Below are 17,980 nucleotides of genomic sequence, written 5' to 3' on the forward strand. Positions count from 1 at the left end.
TAACATGACGTTGTTTACCATGCTGCTGGTTATCATCGCTGAACGCCTGTTCAAACTCGGTGAGCACTGGCATCTGGATCACCGGCTGGAGGTGCTTTTCCGCCGGATTAAACATTTTTCCATGCTGCGCACGCTGCTGATGACCGCTGGCGTGATGGTTATAACGTTTTTACTGCTGCGTTCGCTTTACGGCCTCTTTTTCAACGTGCCGCTGCTGGTGGTGTGGATCCTGCTCGGCGTGCTCTGTATTGGCGCGGGCAAGGTGCGTATGCACTACCACGCCTATCTGAAAGCCGCATCCCGTGACGATGCCCATGCGCGGGGCGCCATGGCGAGCGAGCTGACGATGATCCACGGCGTGCCGCCGGATTGCGATGAGCGTGAATTTTTGCGCGAACTGCAAAATGCGCTGCTGTGGATCAACTTCCGTTACTACCTGGCACCGCTGTTCTGGTTTGTAGTGGGCGGTCCGTGGGGGCCGGTACTGCTGATGGGCTATGCGTTTCTGCGCGCCTGGCAGACCTGGCTTGCCCGTTACCTTACCCCGCATGAACGTTTATTGTCGGGAATCGATGCCATTCTGCATGTGCTGGACTGGCTCCCGGTACGTCTGGTGGGCGTCGTTTATGCGTTAATTGGCCACGGTGAAAAAGCGCTGCCAGCATGGTTTGCTTCGCTTGCCGACCGCCACACGTCTCAGTATCAGGTATTAACACGTCTGGCGCAGTTCTCGCTGGCGCGTGAGCCGCATACCGACAAGATTGAAACGCCGAAAGCGGCTGTCTCCATGGCGAAGAAAACGTCGTTTGTGGTGGTCGTGGTCGTGGCGTTGCTGACCATTTACGGCACGCTGGTCTAAGCCAGCGCGCCGTACCGGTCAGAGCGTATCAGCAGGCGGGATGCCAAAGTCAGGCATCCCGTTTTCGTCCCAGCGCACGCATTTAAGACGCGTGTGACGATTCGGGTCATAGAGCGGGTCGCCTTCAATCTCGGTGTAGTTTCGCGCGTGGTAGACCAGCACGTCCTCTCCCTCCGGCGTTTGTGTGAAGCTGTTATGCCCGGGCCCAAACTGACGATTCTCGACGCTGGTTCGGAAAACCGGACGCGACGCTTTATGCCAGTTCGCCGGATTTTGCGGATCGGCGTTCATGTCTATCCACAGTAACCCCATGCAATAGTTCTCATCCGTAGCGCTGGCGGAGTAGCTGATAAACAGCTTATCTTCGTGAAACAGCACTGCCGGACCTTCGTTGACCCAAAATCCGCGGCATTCCCAGTCATACTCCGGTTTACTGAGCATCACCGGCTCGCCTTTGAGCGTCCACGGATTCGCCATTTCGCACAGATAGAGGTTGGAGTTTCCGGAGATATCCGGGGCTTTTTGTGCCCACAAATACCAGCGTTTTCCCTGATGGACGAACGTGGTGGCGTCCAGTGCGAAGGTGTCGAACGGGGTGGTAATCTGGCCTTTCTCGATCCACGTCCCGGTGAGGGGATCGTGGTCCGCACACTCCAGCGCAAACATGCGGTGCTGGAACATACCGAGGCTGTCCAGCGCCTGGGTATGGGTGGCGGCAAAATAGATATACCACTTACCGTCAATGTGGTGCAGTTCCGGTGCCCAGATCAGCTGGCTCATCGGCCCGGTCTCCGGTTTACGCCAGACCACGACCTCTTCGGCATCGCGTAGTCCTTCCAGCGAGTCGGCGCGGCGGATCTCGAGCCTGTCGTACTGCGGCACGGAGGCGATAAAGTAGTACAGCCCCTCGTGGTGCAGAATATAGGGGTCGGCACGTTGTTCAATAAACGGGTTTGGCCAGGTGTGCATTCGGCTTTCCTTATTTCGTCTCAGCGGCTTTGAGTTCCTGATAATTATTCAGCTCGCGATAATTGTTGCGGCGCTTCTCGAGGTCTTCCTGGATCTGCTTCATCGTTTCGCGGTCAACCTTCAGCAGACGTACCACGCCTGCGGTAATGAGATACCCGACGCCCGGAATCACGGTAAACAGCAATACAATGCCGTTGATGGCATCCGGACTTTGCGCTTTCGCCCCCGCGTCATAACCGTACCAGGAGAGCAGGAAACCAACCATCGCACCGGCAATCGCCAGCCCCAGTTTGAGGAAGAAGATGTTACCGGAGAAGCTGATTCCGGTGATGCGCTTACCGGTTTTCCACTCACCGTAGTCATCGACGTCGGCCATCAGCGACCAGTGCAGCGGAGACGGGATCTGGTGCAGGATGTTCAGCAGGAAGTAGAGCACCACAATGGTGACCGTGGCTTTCGGATCGAAGAAATAGAAGGCGCAGGAGAAAATCGCCAGCACGATGTTGGTCCAGAAGAACACTTTCAGCTTACACCAGCGGTCGGTGAGGACTTTCGCCAGCATACTGCCGAGCATCATGCCAACCACGCCCAGGCTGATAAACAGCGTGGCGAAATGGGTACTCTGGCCCATAACCCAGGTCACGTAGTACATCGTGGCCGCCATGCGGATAAAGCCCGGGCACACGTTGCACAGGGTCAGCAGCAGAATGCGCACCCACTGGTCGTTCTTCCACACGTCTTTCAGGTCGTTTTTCAGTTCGTCATGAGTCTGTACCGCCGGGCGTACACGCTCGCGAACGGTATAGAAGCAGAACAGGAACATACCGGTACCTATCAGCGCCAGCACGGTCATTGCCATCTGGTAGCCTTTGGCTTTGTTGTCGCCACCAAACCAGTCGGCCATCGGTAACAGCGTCAGCGACAGCAGCAGCGTGGCGATACCTACCAGCACAAAGCGATAGGACTGGCAGGCAACACGTTCCTGCGGATCGTTGGTAATCACGCCGCCTAACGAGCAGTAAGGAATGTTGATTGCCGTATAGGTTAAAGAGAGCAGGAAATAGGTGACGAAGGCATAGATAACTTTGCTGTTGTAGCTCCACTCTGGTGTGGTGAACATCAGGATGCTGAACAGCGCATAGGGAAAGGCAATCCACAGCAGCCATGGACGAAACCGGCCATATTTACTGCGGGTACGGTCGGCGATGGCCCCCATAATCGGATCCGTTACGGCATCAATTACGCGGACAGACAGCAGCAGTACGCCGACCAGTGCAGGCGCCAGACCAAAAATATCGGTATAAAAATAATTAACAAACAACATGATGGCGCCAAAGATGATGTTGCAACCTGCATCGCCCATCCCATAGCCGATCTTTTCTTTTACTGACAGTTTAGCGTTATCCATAGACTGCTCTCCGGGTTACGGTATGGAGAGAATTATTTGCTGGCAAACGAATATATGCGTTGCAGTATCAGGGCGGTGATATGGATAAATGCGCTGTTGGCGTGAAACTGTGAGGGAGGTAACAACACGCGGTACCTGCAAAACGCAGATACCGCGGGGGAGACTTAGTGAGCTTTCAGGGCGTTGCGGCTTTTCTGGCTAAACAGATAGCCGATACCAAGAACGGCAACCCAGACTGGGATCAGGTACACCGAGATTGCCATACCCGGGGTCAGCAGCATGATGACCAGCACTCCCGCCATAAACAGCAGGCAGATCCAGTTGCCCAGCGGATAGAGCAGGGCAGGGAAGCGAGTCTTCACGCCCTGCTGATGCTTCGCACGGCGAAACTTGATGTGTGCCAGGCTGATCATCGCCCAGTTGATAACCAGGGCAGAGACCACCAGCGCCATCAGCAGGCCAAACGCCGATTCCGGTGCCAGATAGTTAATCAGGACACACAGCGCCGTTACGATCGCCGAAACGATGATGGTGTTCACCGGAACGCCACGCTTATCGACGTTGAGCAGCATCTTCGGCGCGTTACCCTGCTGGGCCAGGCCGAACAGCATGCGGCTGTTGCAGTATACGCAGCTGTTATAGACCGACAGCGCCGCCGTCAGCACCACGATGTTGAGCGCATTCGCCACGACGGTATCGCCCAGCTCGTGGAAAATCAGGACAAACGGGCTGGTGTCTGCAGTAACGCGCGTCCACGGCAGCAGAGAGAGCAGAACGGCCAGTGAGCCCACATAGAAAATCAGAATACGGTAGATAACCTGGTTGGTCGCTTTCGGGATGCTCTGTTCCGGGTTGTCGGCTTCAGCTGCGGTGATGCCGACCAGCTCCAGACCACCAAAGGAGAACATAATGATTGCCATCATCATCACGAGGCCCGTCATGCCGTGAGGCAGGAAGCCGCCCTGTTCCCAGAGGTTGCGTACCGTGGCCTGCGGGCCACCGTTGCCGCTAAACAGCAGCCAGCCGCCAAAGATGATCATCGCCACGACGGCAACCACTTTGATGATGGCAAACCAGAACTCCATCTCACCGAAGACTTTAACGTTGGTGAGGTTGATGGCGTTAATAATGACGAAGAAGGCCGCAGCAGAAGCCCAGGTGGGGATCTCCGGGTACCAGAACTGAATGTATTTCCCGACGGCGGTCAGTTCAGCCATGGCAACCAGAACGTACAACACCCAGTAGTTCCAGCCTGACGCGAAACCGGCGAAACTGCCCCAGTACTTATAGGCAAAGTGGCTGAAAGAGCCCGCAACCGGCTCTTCAACGACCATTTCACCTAACTGGCGCATAATCAGAAAAGCGATAAAACCGGCAATGGCGTAACCCAAAATAATGCCGGGACCGGCAGACTGGATAACGGATGCACTTCCCAGAAACAGTCCAGTGCCAATAGCACCGCCCAGTGCGATTAGCTGTATATGGCGGTTCTTCAGACCGCGCTTTAGCTGATCGCCGTGCTGTTGAGCTTCCATTTGAAACCTCGTGTGTGGTTGTTATGTTCACGCGACGCGTGTGTAATTATGAATATCCGTTTTTTGTATTTATTTCTTTACAGTCAATGAGACCGAAAAAAGCGGAGATGTCTTCCGTAAGCGCCAGAATAGTGGTAAGCGCCACCGATTGCACCTGCTTTATGCCGGGGCGATGACGAGTTGAATAAAAAGAAAGCATTTGTAAATCACCCCGCTAACCCTTCATACCCCAACCTATAGAATAGAAATGCTCCGTAAGTGGGCAAAATTTCATATTTTGCGTTGTTGAATCGCTTCAGATTGCAAAAACCCTCGTTTCATTAAGGTTAAAACTCCCACTAAGGGAGTAACTAACTCATTTGTGCGAAGTTACATTTCTGAAACGTTATTTCTGTAAGGTTGTTAAAATGTGCAGGGTTTACTGATTTCAATCAAAACCAATATGGACAGAAGGTGAATACTTTGTTACTTTAGCGATACGAACTTGAAATTGGTAAGACCAATTGACTCCGGGCAAAAAGGCGTAAGACAGGGAATATGGCCTACAGCAAAATTCGCCAACCAAAACTATCTGATGTGATTGAGCAGCAGCTGGAGTTTTTAATCCTCGAAGGGACACTGCGCCCGGGTGAGAAACTTCCGCCAGAACGCGAGCTGGCAAAACAGTTCGACGTTTCACGTCCCTCTCTGCGTGAGGCGATTCAACGTCTCGAAGCAAAGGGCTTGCTGCTTCGTCGCCAGGGCGGCGGAACCTTTGTGCAAAACAGCCTGTGGCAGAGCTTCAGCGATCCGCTGGTAGAACTTCTCTCTGACCACCCAGAATCCCAGTTTGATCTGCTTGAGACCCGTCACGCGCTAGAAGGTATCGCGGCCTATTACGCCGCACTTCGTAGCACTGATGAAGATCGCGTGCGTATCCGCGAACTTCATCAGGCCATTGAACGGGCACAGCAATCCGGCGATTTAGACGCCGAGTCCAATGCCGTTGTCCAGTATCAAATCGCCGTCACCGAAGCTGCACACAATGTTGTGCTCCTCCATCTGCTACGCTGCATGGAGCCGATGCTGGCCCAGAACGTTCGTCAGAATTTTGAATTGTTGTATGCCCGTCGGGACATGCTCCCATTGGTAAGCAACCATCGCACCCGAGTATTCGAGGCGATAATGGCCGGGGAACCGGAGCAGGCGCGCGAAGCGTCGCACCGACATCTGGCTTTCATTGAGGAAATCTTGCTGGACCGCAGCCGTGAACAATCGCGTCGCGAACGTTCATTACGCCGCATACAGCAACGAAAGGATTAAGCGCCAGGGTTTTTTAGAGCGCGGCAACTAAACGCAGAACCTGTCTTATTGTGTTCTTGCCCAAGAGCACAATGGGACAGGTTCCAGACAAATCAACGTATTAGATAGATAAGGAATACCCCCATGTCAGAACGTCTCCAAAATGACGTGGATCCGATCGAAACTCGCGACTGGCTACAGGCGATCGAATCGGTCATCCGTGAAGAAGGTGTTGAGCGTGCTCAGTATCTGATTGATCAGCTGCTTTCTGAAGCCCGCAAAGGCGGTGTGAAGGTTGCTTCAGGTGCAGGGGCTAGCAACTACGTAAACACGATTGCCGTTGAAGACGAACCGGAATACCCGGGCAATCTGGATCTGGAACGCCGTATCCGTTCTGCAATCCGCTGGAACGCCATCATGACCGTTCTGCGCGCGTCCAAGAAAGACCTGGAGCTGGGTGGCCACATGGCGTCCTTCCAGTCTTCTGCGACCGTTTACGAAGTGTGTTTCAACCACTTCTTCCGTGCAGCTAACGAGAAAGACGGCGGCGATCTGGTGTACTTCCAGGGCCACATCTCTCCGGGCATCTATGCACGTGCATTCCTGGAAGGTCGTCTGACTGAAGAGCAGATGAACAACTTCCGTCAGGAAGTTCACGGTAAAGGTCTGTCTTCTTACCCGCACCCTAAACTGATGCCAGAATTCTGGCAGTTCCCGACAGTATCCATGGGTCTGGGCCCAATCGGTGCTATCTATCAGGCTAAATTCCTGAAATATCTGGAACACCGTGGTCTGAAAGACACCTCTGAACAGACCGTCTACGCCTTCCTGGGCGATGGCGAGATGGATGAGCCAGAATCGAAAGGCGCAATCACCATTGCGACCCGTGAGAAACTGGACAACCTGTGCTTCATCATCAACTGTAACCTGCAGCGTCTGGATGGTCCGGTAACCGGTAACGGCAAGATCATCAACGAACTGGAAGGCATCTTCGCAGGTGCTGGCTGGAACGTGATCAAAGTGATGTGGGGTTCCCGTTGGGACGAACTGCTGCGTAAAGACACCAGCGGTAAACTGATCCAGCTGATGAACGAAACCGTTGACGGTGACTACCAGACCTTCAAATCCAAAGACGGTGCCTACGTTCGTGAGCACTTCTTCGGTAAATATCCTGAAACCGCAGCACTGGTTGCAGACTGGACTGACGAACAGATCTGGGCTCTGAACCGTGGCGGCCACGATCCGAAGAAAATTTACGCTGCACTGAAAAAAGCGCGTGAAACCAAAGGTAAAGCGACTGTAATCCTGGCCCATACCATCAAAGGTTACGGCATGGGTGATACCGCAGAAGGTAAAAACATCGCTCACCAGGTTAAGAAAATGAACATGGACGGCGTGCGTTATATCCGCGACCGTTTCAACGTTCCAGTGACCGATGAGCAGGTAGAAAACCTGTCTTACATCACCTTCCCTGAAGGTTCTGAAGAGCATAAGTACCTGCACGAACGTCGTCAGGCGCTGAAAGGCTACCTGCCAGCTCGTCAGCCTAACTTCACCGAGAAGCTGGAACTGCCAGCGCTGGAAGATTTCTCTCAGCTGCTGGAAGAGCAGAACAAAGAGATCTCTACCACTATCGCTTTCGTTCGTGCCCTGAACGTGATGCTGAAGAACAAGTCGATCAAAGATCGTCTGGTTCCAATCATTGCCGACGAAGCGCGTACTTTCGGTATGGAAGGTCTGTTCCGTCAGATCGGTATTTACAGCCCGAACGGCCAGCAGTACACCCCGCAGGACCGTGAGCAGGTTGCTTACTACAAAGAAGACGAGAAAGGTCAGATCCTGCAGGAAGGTATCAACGAGCTGGGCGCAGGCGCATCCTGGCTGGCTGCTGCGACCTCTTACAGCACCAACAACCTGCCGATGATCCCGTTCTACATTTACTACTCCATGTTCGGGTTCCAGCGTATCGGTGACCTGTGCTGGCAGGCAGGCGACCAGCAGGCTCGTGGCTTCCTGATCGGTGGTACTTCTGGTCGTACGACCCTGAACGGTGAAGGTCTGCAGCACGAAGATGGTCACAGCCATATTCAGTCTCTGACTATCCCTAACTGTATCTCTTACGACCCGTCTTACGCGTACGAAGTGGCAGTCATCATGCATGACGGTCTGCATCGCATGTACGGTGAAGCGCAAGAGAACATTTACTACTACATCACCACGCTGAACGAAAACTACCACATGCCGGCCATGCCAGCAGGTGCCGAGGAAGGTATCCGTAAAGGTATCTACAAACTCGAAACCGTTGCAGGTAGCAAAGGTAAAGTTCAGCTGCTGGGCTCCGGTTCTATCCTGCGTCACGTACGTGAAGCGGCACAGATCCTGGCGAACGACTACGGCGTTGGCTCTGACGTGTACAGCGTAACGTCCTTCACTGAACTGGCGCGTGATGGCCAGGATTGTGAGCGCTGGAACATGCTGCACCCAATGGAAACGCCACGCGTTCCATACATCGCTCAGGTGATGAACGACGCGCCTGCGGTTGCGTCTACTGACTATATGAAACTGTTCGCTGAGCAGGTTCGTACTTACGTACCGGCTGATGATTACCGCGTACTGGGTACTGACGGCTTCGGTCGTTCTGACAGCCGCGAAAACCTGCGTCACCACTTCGAAGTGGATGCATCTTACGTGGTTGTAGCAGCACTGGGCGAACTGGCTAAACGTGGCGAAATCGATAAGAAAGTGGTTGCGGACGCAATCACCAAATTCAACATCGATGCAGATAAAGTTAACCCGCGTCTGGCGTAAGAGGTAAAAGAAGAATGGCTATCGAAATCAAAGTACCGGACATCGGGGCTGATGAAGTTGAAATCACCGAGATCCTGGTCAAAGTGGGCGACAAAGTTGAAGCTGAACAGTCGCTGATCACTGTAGAAGGCGATAAAGCCTCTATGGAAGTTCCGTCTCCTCAGGCTGGCATCGTTAAAGAGATCAAAGTCTCTGTTGGCGATAAAACCGAGACTGGCAAACTGATCATGATTTTCGATTCCGCCGACGGTGCAGCAGCAGCTGCACCTGCGCAGGAAGAGAAGAAAGAAGCTGCTCCTGCGGCTGCTGCACCAGCAGCTGCTGCGGCAAAAGAAGTCAACGTGCCTGACATCGGCGGTGACGAAGTTGAAGTCACTGAAATCCTGGTGAAAGTGGGCGATAGCGTTACGGCTGAGCAGTCCCTGATCACCGTAGAAGGCGACAAAGCCTCTATGGAAGTGCCGGCGCCATTCGCGGGTACGGTTAAAGAGATCAAGATCAACACCGGTGACAAAGTTTCTACCGGCTCTCTGATCATGATCTTCGAAGTGGCAGGTGCTGCACCTGCTGCCGCGCCTGCTCAGGCTGCTGCGCCAGCGCCGGCCGCTGCACCTGCTGCTGGCGGTGCAAAAGATGTCAACGTACCTGACATCGGTGGTGACGAAGTTGAAGTCACCGAAGTGATGGTAAAAGTGGGCGACAAAGTTGCTGCTGAACAGTCACTGATCACCGTTGAAGGCGACAAAGCATCTATGGAAGTACCCGCGCCATTCGCGGGTACCGTTAAAGAGATCAAAATCAGCACCGGCGACAAAGTGTCTACGGGCTCTCTGATCATGGTCTTCGAAGTGGAAGGCGCTGCGCCAGCTGCTGCTCCGGCTGCCGCTGCTGCACCAGCACCTGCCGCTGCACCAGCACCTGCCGCTGCACCGGCTCAGGCGGCTAAACCTGCTGCTGCCCCTGCTGCAAAAGCAGAAGGTAAATCTGAGTTCGCTGAGAACGACGCTTACGTTCACGCTACGCCACTGATACGTCGCCTGGCGCGCGAATTCGGTGTAAACCTGGCGAAAGTGAAAGGGACTGGCCGTAAAGGTCGTATCCTGCGCGAAGACGTTCAGGCCTATGTGAAAGACGCGGTGAAACGCGCTGAAGCTGCCCCTGCGGCTGCCGCTGGCGGCGGTATCCCGGGCATGCTGCCATGGCCGAAAGTGGACTTCAGCAAGTTCGGTGAAATCGAAGAAGTGGAACTGGGTCGTATCCAGAAAATCTCTGGTGCCAACCTGAGCCGTAACTGGGTGATGATCCCGCACGTTACGCACTTCGACAAAACGGATATCACCGATCTGGAAGCGTTCCGTAAACAGCAGAATGCTGAAGCTGAGAAGCGTAAACTGGACGTGAAATTCACCCCAGTCGTCTTCATCATGAAAGCCGTTGCTGCGGCGCTTGAGCAGATGCCACGCTTCAACAGCTCCCTGTCCGAAGATGGCCAGAAGCTGACGCTGAAGAAATATATCAACATCGGTGTTGCGGTTGATACGCCAAATGGTCTGGTTGTTCCGGTCTTCAAAGACGTGAACAAGAAGAGCATCACTGAGCTGTCCCGTGAACTGACCACCATCTCCAAAAAAGCGCGTGATGGTAAGCTGACTGCCGGCGAAATGCAGGGCGGCTGCTTCACTATCTCCAGCATCGGCGGCCTGGGTACTACCCACTTCGCACCGATTGTTAACGCGCCGGAAGTGGCTATCCTCGGTGTGTCCAAGTCCGCGATGGAACCGGTATGGAATGGCAAAGAGTTCGTGCCGCGTCTGATGATGCCAATCTCTCTGTCCTTCGACCACCGCGTGATCGACGGTGCTGATGGTGCGCGTTTCATCACCATCATCAACAACACCCTGAGCGACATTCGCCGCCTGGTGATGTAATCGAAAAGCCGGCCAGTCGGCCGGCTTTTTTCTGTTAATCTCATGTGGTCTGTGAGGTTATTGGCGAAAAGCGACAATTCGTGAGCCGTTTGTTGTTTCAAAATTGTTAACAATTTTGTAAACTGCGGGCGGATAGAACGTCCCGGTGGATGAAGGGCGACAAGTACCTGGACCGCCGGAAATCAATAAGAGGTCATGATGAGTACTGAAATCAAAACTCAGGTCGTGGTACTTGGGGCAGGCCCGGCGGGTTACTCTGCTGCCTTCCGTTGCGCTGATTTAGGTCTGGAAACCGTAATCGTAGAACGCTACAACACCCTCGGTGGTGTTTGCCTGAACGTAGGCTGTATCCCTTCTAAAGCTCTGCTGCACGTTGCGAAAGTTATCGAAGAAGCCAAAGCACTGGCTGAACACGGTATCGTCTTCGGCGAGCCGAAAACCGATATCGACAAGATTCGTACCTGGAAAGAGAAAGTTATCACTCAGCTGACCGGTGGTCTGGCAGGTATGGCCAAAGGCCGTAAAGTGAAAGTGGTAAACGGTCTGGGTAAATTCACCGGCGCGAACACCCTGGAAGTGGAAGGCGAAAACGGCAAAACCGTTATTAACTTCGACAACGCGATCATCGCTGCGGGCTCCCGTCCAATTCAGCTGCCATTCATTCCACATGAAGATCCACGCGTGTGGGATTCCACCGATGCGCTGGAGCTGAAATCCGTACCTAAGCGTATGCTGGTTATGGGTGGCGGTATCATCGGTCTGGAAATGGGTACCGTGTACCATGCGCTGGGTTCAGAGATCGACGTGGTTGAAATGTTCGACCAGGTTATCCCGGCTGCCGATAAAGACATCGTTAAAGTCTTCACCAAACGTATCAGCAAGAAATTCAACCTGATGCTGGAAACCAAAGTGACTGCCGTTGAAGCAAAAGAAGACGGTATTTACGTTTCCATGGAAGGCAAAAAAGCCCCTGCCGAACCACAGCGTTACGACGCCGTGCTGGTGGCTATCGGCCGTGTACCGAACGGTAAAAACCTCGACGCGGGCAAAGCAGGCGTGGAAGTGGACGACCGTGGCTTCATCCGCGTTGACAAACAGCTGCGCACCAACGTGCCGCACATCTTTGCTATCGGCGATATCGTCGGTCAGCCAATGCTGGCGCACAAAGGTGTTCACGAAGGTCACGTTGCCGCTGAAGTTATCGCCGGCATGAAACACTACTTCGATCCGAAAGTGATCCCATCTATCGCTTACACCGAGCCAGAAGTGGCATGGGTGGGTCTGACTGAGAAAGAAGCGAAAGAGAAAGGCATCAGCTACGAAACCGCCACCTTCCCGTGGGCTGCTTCTGGCCGTGCTATCGCTTCCGACTGCGCAGACGGTATGACCAAACTGATCTTCGACAAAGAGACTCACCGTGTGATCGGTGGTGCGATTGTCGGTACCAACGGCGGCGAGCTGCTGGGTGAAATCGGTCTGGCTATCGAAATGGGTTGTGACGCTGAAGACATCGCGCTGACTATCCACGCTCACCCGACTCTGCACGAGTCTGTTGGCCTGGCGGCAGAAGTGTTCGAAGGTAGCATCACCGACCTGCCTAACGCGAAAGCGAAGAAGAAATAAGTTTCTTCATGATTGCGAAACGCCTCCTCCGGAGGCGTTTTTTTTTGCCTGCGTTATGGGGCGACTGGTTGCCAGGTGTGATCCAGGTGGTAAGCAGGTAACGCCTGCGCTTTCTTCTCTGACTCGCTGCCGAGGTCCGACTGGTACACCTTGTCGGTCTGGTTTATTACAAAGCTCATCACGCCCGTCTGACCGTAGCTGACTGGCCAGGCCACCATGGCAAAACCGTTTTTATCCGGCAGGATGCGAAAACGGTAGCCGTGATAGCCAGTGCCGGGTTCTTTCGGGCTGAAGGCCGGACCGAGTGGGCTGGGGGCTTCGCCGGGCGAAGCCGGCCAGTATAAGCCGTCTTTTTTGCCGGCTGAGCTGACAATCTTCTGTGCATATTTCTGGTTCAGCGCAAAATAGCTTTGCTGTGCATCCACATACGCGTGTAGCGCCTCGATGGCGGCGAGCTCGTTGCGGCCAATCTCGCGGGTCAGGATCTCTTCCGCCCCTTCTTTGATATCAAATTGCCAGCCAGAGGCGGTTTTGATCACCGGAATCGGTAGCTGCCAGTCGCTGTCACCGACCACAAGATGTGCCTTATTCCCGTCAACGACCGTATTGTGCCGCACTTTCCAGTCGCGCAGGAAGCGATCCACGGCATCAGGATCCACCCCTTCCGGCGGCAGGAAATCACGCCAGTTCTCACCGAGCAGGGTGTTCATCGCGCTTTCATTTTGCTCACTGATGGCGCTGGCCAGCGCATCGGTTGCCTGGTCTGGCGTGCTGAAAGATTGCTGCGCCATTGCGGCGGCCGACAGCATGAATAACGCGATCCCACTGAGTAATTTGCTTTTCATGTCGGCTTCCTTAACGGTGACGGAATTCACGGTGTTCAGCACGCCCGGTAGACGTCTGGCGCGGTTGCTGATGGCGGGCAGCCTGTTGCCGGCTCTGGGCGCCTCGCTGCTGCTGGGCTTGCCAGTTGGCGGAACGACTGTCGTTACCGCTGAGCGCATTGGCGCGCGGCTGGCTACTCCGCGCAGGCTGCGAAACCCGTTTCTCTTGCCTTTGGGTGGTGGTCGGGCGGCTGTCTCGCGTCTTAGCGGCTGTCCGCTGTGCCGTTTGCGGTTTGGTGTCGTAGCCCCGGTAGTTGTTGCGCTGAGAAATTTGCTTCAGCTGGGCGGTTGACGCCTGACGCTGTGCATCTTTGGTGCCCGGACGCGCGGTCTGCGGGAAGGTTTTTCCCGTTGATTTCTCCATCTGGCTCAGTGCAGCCTGTCGTTGGCTGTCCCGGTTGACCGGTTTTTGCTGCGTCGCGCTTAGCCCCGTTGCCGTGTTCGTTGAGTGGAAACGATTGTTGAGCGTGTTAGTGGGATAGGGCACTCCTTCACGATAGGCCGGGTTATGCTGCCAGGTGCGGTTGGCGTCCGTCAGGCGCTGGCCGCTGATTTTATTAAAGTTCTCGACGTTGATATTGATGTTGTTATCACCGTTGCGGTTATAGCCGCCGTGGTGATCCCAGTCGTCATCATGGTGGTGATCCCAGTCATCGTCATCATCCCAGTCGATGTTGCTGAAAATAGCGTAGGTGGTCGCCACGCCCAGGCTGAACCCTAAGCCTTTGACCAGACTGTCCGTAAACTGCTCTCCCGGAGAGGGCGGTAAATAGACGGGCGGATAAGCGGTGTTCGGCCAGGTGCCATACACGGTATTCGGGTTGTAGGTGGGAACGTAAACCACCTGCGGGTCGGCAGACTCAATTTTAATGACCGTCGGGGCTGACGTCGTGGCGGTGTTTGTTGTCTGGCCGGTGGCCGTTTTCGCCGGGGCCGGTTTTGTCTCGGTGGTGACCGTTTGCTGCGGTGTTGATTGCAATGCACCGGTTTGCTGCGCCAGCAAACGCAGACGTTGCACGGAATCCATCACATCTTTCGGCTGCGCGAGAAACGCGTCGCCCAGGCTCTGCACCCAGGGTGGATTTTCGCCCATCAGGGACATCAGCTGAGGAAACGCCACCAGTGATTTTACGCTCGGATCCCAGGGTTGATTCGCCACGGCCTGAATGGCGGCATCGCCCTGCAGTTTAGGGTTGTCTTTTGACCACTGTGCCGCCTGGATGACGTTGGCCGGGTAAGTCGAAGCCATCAAAATTTGCGATAGCAGGGCATCCGGGTAGAGCGCGATGGGGGCAACCCACTGATCAATTTGCGCGGCCGTGTAGGCTGGCGCGACGACCGGTGCTGGCTGAGCGGCAGGCGGCGCAGCCGGTTGTTGTGCGACGGGGGCAGGGGCAGGAGCCACAGGCTCCGTTGCGCGGCTTTTAACGAACATGACGCCTGAGGCGGCAAACAGCCCGGCACTGCACAGAAGGACAAGCAGTTGTGGCTTAAAGGGCAACTTCATAAAATGACTCCAACGAGACAAGCGCTGTGCCGTGAGGCGTTACGGTTGGCGTGAGTATCAATCACCCGTCTTTTACTGTTTTGACTTTTGTGGGGAATCATCCGGTACGTCCGGATAAAGAGTGTGAGTATTTATTACACAATTATATCGGATGGCTGAAATGCCGCCGGAATATTCAGAAGGTCGCACTCACGGTTTTTTGCAGTCAGAATTCGTTGCACCTGCCCGCTACACCATGCTTAACGATTCAGCAAATTTTTTAATGTTGCTTTTTTGTAAACGGATTAACACTGTGCAGAAATCCTGCTATGCTGCCCGACGCGGTATCGGGCATTTACCCTACAAACTGCTGTCTCACAGGAGCGTGAAGAGAACGCCCGCCGCATATGACAATGAGAGCGAGGAGAACCGTCGTGCTAGAAGAATACCGTAAGCACGTAGCAGAACGTGCCGCCGAGGGAATTGTACCCAAACCTTTAGATGCAACCCAAATGGCCGCGCTCGTCGAGCTGCTGAAGAACCCGCCTAAGGGCGAAGAAGAATTCCTGTTAGATCTGTTGATCAACCGTGTACCGCCTGGCGTAGATGAAGCTGCCTACGTAAAAGCCGGATTCCTTGCCGCCGTCGCCAAAGGCGAAGCAACCTCCCCACTGGTTACTCCTGAAAAAGCTATTGAACTGCTCGGTACCATGCAGGGTGGCTACAACATTCATCCGCTGATTGACGCACTGGATAACGACACGCTGGCACCGATTGCCGCCAAAGCGCTCTCCTCAACGCTGCTGATGTTCGATAACTTCTACGATGTGGAAGAAAAAGCCAAAGCCGGCAACGCCTACGCGAAACAGGTTATGCAATCCTGGGCCGATGCCGAATGGTTCCTGAACCGTCCTGCACTGGCTGAAAAAATCACCGTTACCGTCTTCAAAGTGACCGGTGAAACTAACACCGATGACCTCTCTCCGGCACCGGATGCGTGGTCTCGTCCTGATATTCCTCTGCACGCGCTGGCGATGCTGAAAAACGCCCGTGAAGGTATTGAGCCGGATCAGCCGGGCAGCGTTGGCCCGATCAAACAGATCGAAGCCCTGCAGGAAAAAGGTTTCCCGCTGGCATACGTCGGTGACGTAGTGGGTACCGGTTCGTCCCGTAAGTCCGCGACCAACTCCGTACTGTGGTTTATGGGCGATGACATCCCTCATGTGCCTAACAAACGTGGCGGCGGCCTGGTGCTGGGCGGCAAAATTGCGCCAATCTTCTTTAACACCATGGAAGATGCGGGCGCACTGCCGATCGAAGTGGATGTCTCTAACCTGAATATGGGCGACGTGATTGACGTTTACCCGTTCAAAGGTGAAGTGCGCAACCACGAAACCAACGAACTGCTGGCGAGTTTTGAGCTGAAAACCGACGTGCTGATTGACGAAGTGCGTGCCGGTGGCCGTATTCCGCTGATCATCGGTCGTGGCCTGACGACCAAAGCGCGTGAAGCGCTGGGTCTGCCGCACAGCGACGTGTTCCGTCATGCGAAAGATGTGGCGGAAAGCAATCGTGGTTACTCCCTGGCGCAGAAAATGGTGGGTCGCGCCTGCGGCGTCGCCGGTGTCCGTCCTGGCGCGTACTGCGAACCGAAGATGACCTCCGTGGGGTCTCAGGACACCACTGGCCCAATGACCCGTGATGAACTGAAAGACCTGGCGTGCCTGGGCTTCTCTTCTGACCTGGTGATGCAGAGCTTCTGTCACACTGCCGCGTATCCGAAGCCGGTTGACGTGACCACGCACCACACGCTGCCTGACTTCATCATGAACCGTGGCGGTGTGTCGCTGCGTCCGGGTGACGGTGTTATTCACTCCTGGCTGAACCGTATGCTGCTGCCTGATACCGTCGGTACCGGTGGTGATTCCCACACCCGTTTCCCAATCGGTATCTCGTTCCCGGCGGGCTCGGGGCTGGTGGCGTTTGCTGCTGCGACCGGCGTGATGCCGCTGGATATGCCAGAATCGGTTCTGGTGCGCTTCAAGGGCAAAATGCAGCCGGGTATCACCCTGCGTGACCTCGTGCATGCTATCCCTCTGTATGCCATCAAACAGGGTCTGCTGACCGTTGAGAAGAAAGGGAAGAAAAACATCTTCTCTGGCCGTATTCTGGAAATTGAAGGTCTGCCGGATCTGAAAGTCGAGCAGGCATTCGAACTGACCGATGCGTCCGCGGAGCGTTCTGCTGCTGGCTGTACCATCAAGCTGAACAAAGAGCCGATTATTGAGTATCTGACCTCTAACATCGTGCTGCTGAAGTGGATGATTGCAGAAGGCTACGGCGACCGTCGTACGCTGGAGCGCCGTATCCAGGGCATGGAAAAATGGCTGGCGGATCCACAGCTGCTGGAAGCCGATGCTGACGCAGAATACGCGGCAGTGATCGACATCGATCTGGCGGATATCAAAGAGCCGATCCTGTGTGCACCAAACGATCCGGACGACGCGCGTCTGCTTTCCGACGTTCAGGGCGACAAGATCGACGAAGTGTTCATCGGATCCTGTATGACCAACATCGGCCACTTCCGTGCTGCCGGTAAGCTGCTGGATACCCACAAAGGCCAGCTGCCAACGCGTCTGTGGGTGGCTCCGCCAACCCGTATGGATGCGGCTCAGCTGACCGAAGAGGGCTACTACAGCGTGTTCGGTAAGAGCGGTGCGCGTATCGAAATTCCTGGCTGTTCCCTGTGTATGGGTAACCAGGCACGCGTGGCTGACGGTGCGACGGTGGTTTCCACCTCTACCCGTAACTTCCCGAACCGTTTAGGTACCGGTGCTAACGTCTACCTGGCCTCTGCGGAGCTGGCGGCGGTTGCGGCACTGATTGGTAAACTGCCAACGCCGGAAGAGTACCAGACCTTTGTGGCTCAGGTGGATAAGACGGCGGTAGATACCTATCGCTATCTGAACTTCGACCAGCTCTCTCAGTACACCGAGAAGGCTGACGGGGTTATCTTCCAGACGGCAGTATAAACAGCTAAACCGTCTCCGCGGAGGCGGTTTTGTGTTTGCACCCTCTCCCCTGGAGAGGGACAGGGTGAGGGCATCAGACCGCAAGGTCTTGCCCTCACCTTTTTATTTTCATTCCTCCTGCCTCCCACGCTTTTTTTCTTCCTCTCTGCTGCGATAATTAGCGTAAT

11 protein-coding genes are annotated in these 17,980 nt (G+C 54.8%); 6 read left to right on the forward strand and 5 right to left on the reverse strand.

Annotated features, from left to right (window positions below; genetic code table 11):
* Window positions 1-4 precede the first annotated feature (4 nt).
* A complete protein-coding gene (gene ampE / locus ACMVME_RS11930; RefSeq protein ID WP_025205391.1) occupies window positions 5-859 on the forward strand; it encodes a beta-lactamase regulator AmpE in 855 nt (284 codons plus the stop codon).
* Window positions 860-877: 18 nt separating this feature from the next.
* Here ampE and ACMVME_RS11935 read toward each other — a convergent pair whose 3' ends face one another.
* From ACMVME_RS11935 to aroP, 3 genes are all read right to left on the reverse strand, one after another.
* On the reverse strand, window positions 878-1,828 hold the full coding sequence (locus tag ACMVME_RS11935; protein ID WP_050737498.1) for a family 43 glycosylhydrolase: 951 nt from the start codon (window positions 1,826-1,828) through the stop codon (window positions 878-880).
* A gap of 10 nt (window positions 1,829-1,838) precedes the next feature.
* Window positions 1,839-3,236 carry a glycoside-pentoside-hexuronide (GPH):cation symporter gene (locus ACMVME_RS11940; RefSeq protein ID WP_014168649.1) on the reverse strand — a complete coding sequence of 466 codons (1,398 nt, stop codon included), beginning with the start codon at window positions 3,234-3,236 and terminating at the stop codon, window positions 1,839-1,841.
* Between the two features lie 164 nt (window positions 3,237-3,400).
* Window positions 3,401-4,771, reverse strand: coding sequence for an aromatic amino acid transporter AroP (gene aroP / locus ACMVME_RS11945; RefSeq protein WP_014168651.1), 1,371 nt, complete (start codon window positions 4,769-4,771; stop codon window positions 3,401-3,403).
* A 537-nt stretch (window positions 4,772-5,308) separates the two neighbouring features.
* On the opposite strand from aroP, the gene pdhR reads away from it, so the two are divergent.
* The 4 genes from pdhR to lpdA all read left to right on the forward strand — a co-directional run bounded on the left by pdhR (window position 5,309) and on the right by lpdA (window position 12,411).
* Window positions 5,309-6,073, forward strand: coding sequence for a pyruvate dehydrogenase complex transcriptional repressor PdhR (gene pdhR / locus ACMVME_RS11950; protein WP_013095596.1), 765 nt, complete (start codon window positions 5,309-5,311; stop codon window positions 6,071-6,073).
* A 123-nt stretch (window positions 6,074-6,196) separates the two neighbouring features.
* Window positions 6,197-8,860, forward strand: coding sequence for a pyruvate dehydrogenase (acetyl-transferring), homodimeric type (aceE, locus tag ACMVME_RS11955; protein WP_086463029.1), 2,664 nt, complete (start codon window positions 6,197-6,199; stop codon window positions 8,858-8,860).
* 14 nt (window positions 8,861-8,874) lie between these two features.
* The gene (gene aceF, locus ACMVME_RS11960; protein WP_414743440.1) at window positions 8,875-10,788 is read left to right on the forward strand and encodes a pyruvate dehydrogenase complex dihydrolipoyllysine-residue acetyltransferase; all 1,914 of its coding nucleotides are present in this window, start codon (window positions 8,875-8,877) and stop codon (window positions 10,786-10,788) included.
* A 198-nt stretch (window positions 10,789-10,986) separates the two neighbouring features.
* Entirely contained in the window at window positions 10,987-12,411 is a 1,425-nt protein-coding gene (gene lpdA, locus ACMVME_RS11965; RefSeq protein ID WP_020882589.1) for a dihydrolipoyl dehydrogenase, read from the forward strand.
* A 53-nt stretch (window positions 12,412-12,464) separates the two neighbouring features.
* Here lpdA and ACMVME_RS11970 read toward each other — a convergent pair whose 3' ends face one another.
* Together ACMVME_RS11970 and ACMVME_RS11975 are read right to left on the reverse strand one after the other, a co-directional pair.
* A complete protein-coding gene (locus ACMVME_RS11970; RefSeq protein ID WP_020882590.1) occupies window positions 12,465-13,256 on the reverse strand; it encodes a DUF2950 family protein in 792 nt (263 codons plus the stop codon).
* 10 nt (window positions 13,257-13,266) lie between these two features.
* Window positions 13,267-14,802 carry a DUF3300 domain-containing protein gene (locus ACMVME_RS11975; protein WP_068795205.1) on the reverse strand — a complete coding sequence of 512 codons (1,536 nt, stop codon included), beginning with the start codon at window positions 14,800-14,802 and terminating at the stop codon, window positions 13,267-13,269.
* 413 nt (window positions 14,803-15,215) lie between these two features.
* On the opposite strand from ACMVME_RS11975, the gene acnB reads away from it, so the two are divergent.
* Window positions 15,216-17,813 (forward strand): bifunctional aconitate hydratase 2/2-methylisocitrate dehydratase, encoded by a 2,598-nt coding sequence (acnB, locus tag ACMVME_RS11980; RefSeq protein WP_020882592.1) that lies wholly within the window; start codon window positions 15,216-15,218, stop codon window positions 17,811-17,813.
* Window positions 17,814-17,980: the final 167 nt, after the last annotated feature.

This window comes from Enterobacter cloacae complex sp. 2024EL-00711 (genome assembly GCF_047529885.1).
Taxonomy (GTDB): Bacteria; Pseudomonadota; Gammaproteobacteria; order Enterobacterales; family Enterobacteriaceae; genus Enterobacter; species Enterobacter ludwigii.

What these genes read in the sequence shown, in the direction of transcription:
- ampE (WP_025205391.1), top strand. Translation starts at nt 5, where the DNA reads ATGACGTTGTTTACCATGCTGCTGGTTATCATCGCTGAACGCCTGTTC.
- ACMVME_RS11935 (WP_050737498.1), bottom strand. Translation starts at nt 1,828, where the DNA reads ATGCACACCTGGCCAAACCCGTTTATTGAACAACGTGCCGACCCCTAT.
- ACMVME_RS11940 (WP_014168649.1), bottom strand. Translation starts at nt 3,236, where the DNA reads ATGGATAACGCTAAACTGTCAGTAAAAGAAAAGATCGGCTATGGGATG.
- aroP (WP_014168651.1), bottom strand. Translation starts at nt 4,771, where the DNA reads ATGGAAGCTCAACAGCACGGCGATCAGCTAAAGCGCGGTCTGAAGAAC.
- pdhR (WP_013095596.1), top strand. Translation starts at nt 5,309, where the DNA reads ATGGCCTACAGCAAAATTCGCCAACCAAAACTATCTGATGTGATTGAG.
- aceE (WP_086463029.1), top strand. Translation starts at nt 6,197, where the DNA reads ATGTCAGAACGTCTCCAAAATGACGTGGATCCGATCGAAACTCGCGAC.
- aceF (WP_414743440.1), top strand. Translation starts at nt 8,875, where the DNA reads ATGGCTATCGAAATCAAAGTACCGGACATCGGGGCTGATGAAGTTGAA.
- lpdA (WP_020882589.1), top strand. Translation starts at nt 10,987, where the DNA reads ATGAGTACTGAAATCAAAACTCAGGTCGTGGTACTTGGGGCAGGCCCG.
- ACMVME_RS11970 (WP_020882590.1), bottom strand. Translation starts at nt 13,256, where the DNA reads ATGAAAAGCAAATTACTCAGTGGGATCGCGTTATTCATGCTGTCGGCC.
- ACMVME_RS11975 (WP_068795205.1), bottom strand. Translation starts at nt 14,802, where the DNA reads ATGAAGTTGCCCTTTAAGCCACAACTGCTTGTCCTTCTGTGCAGTGCC.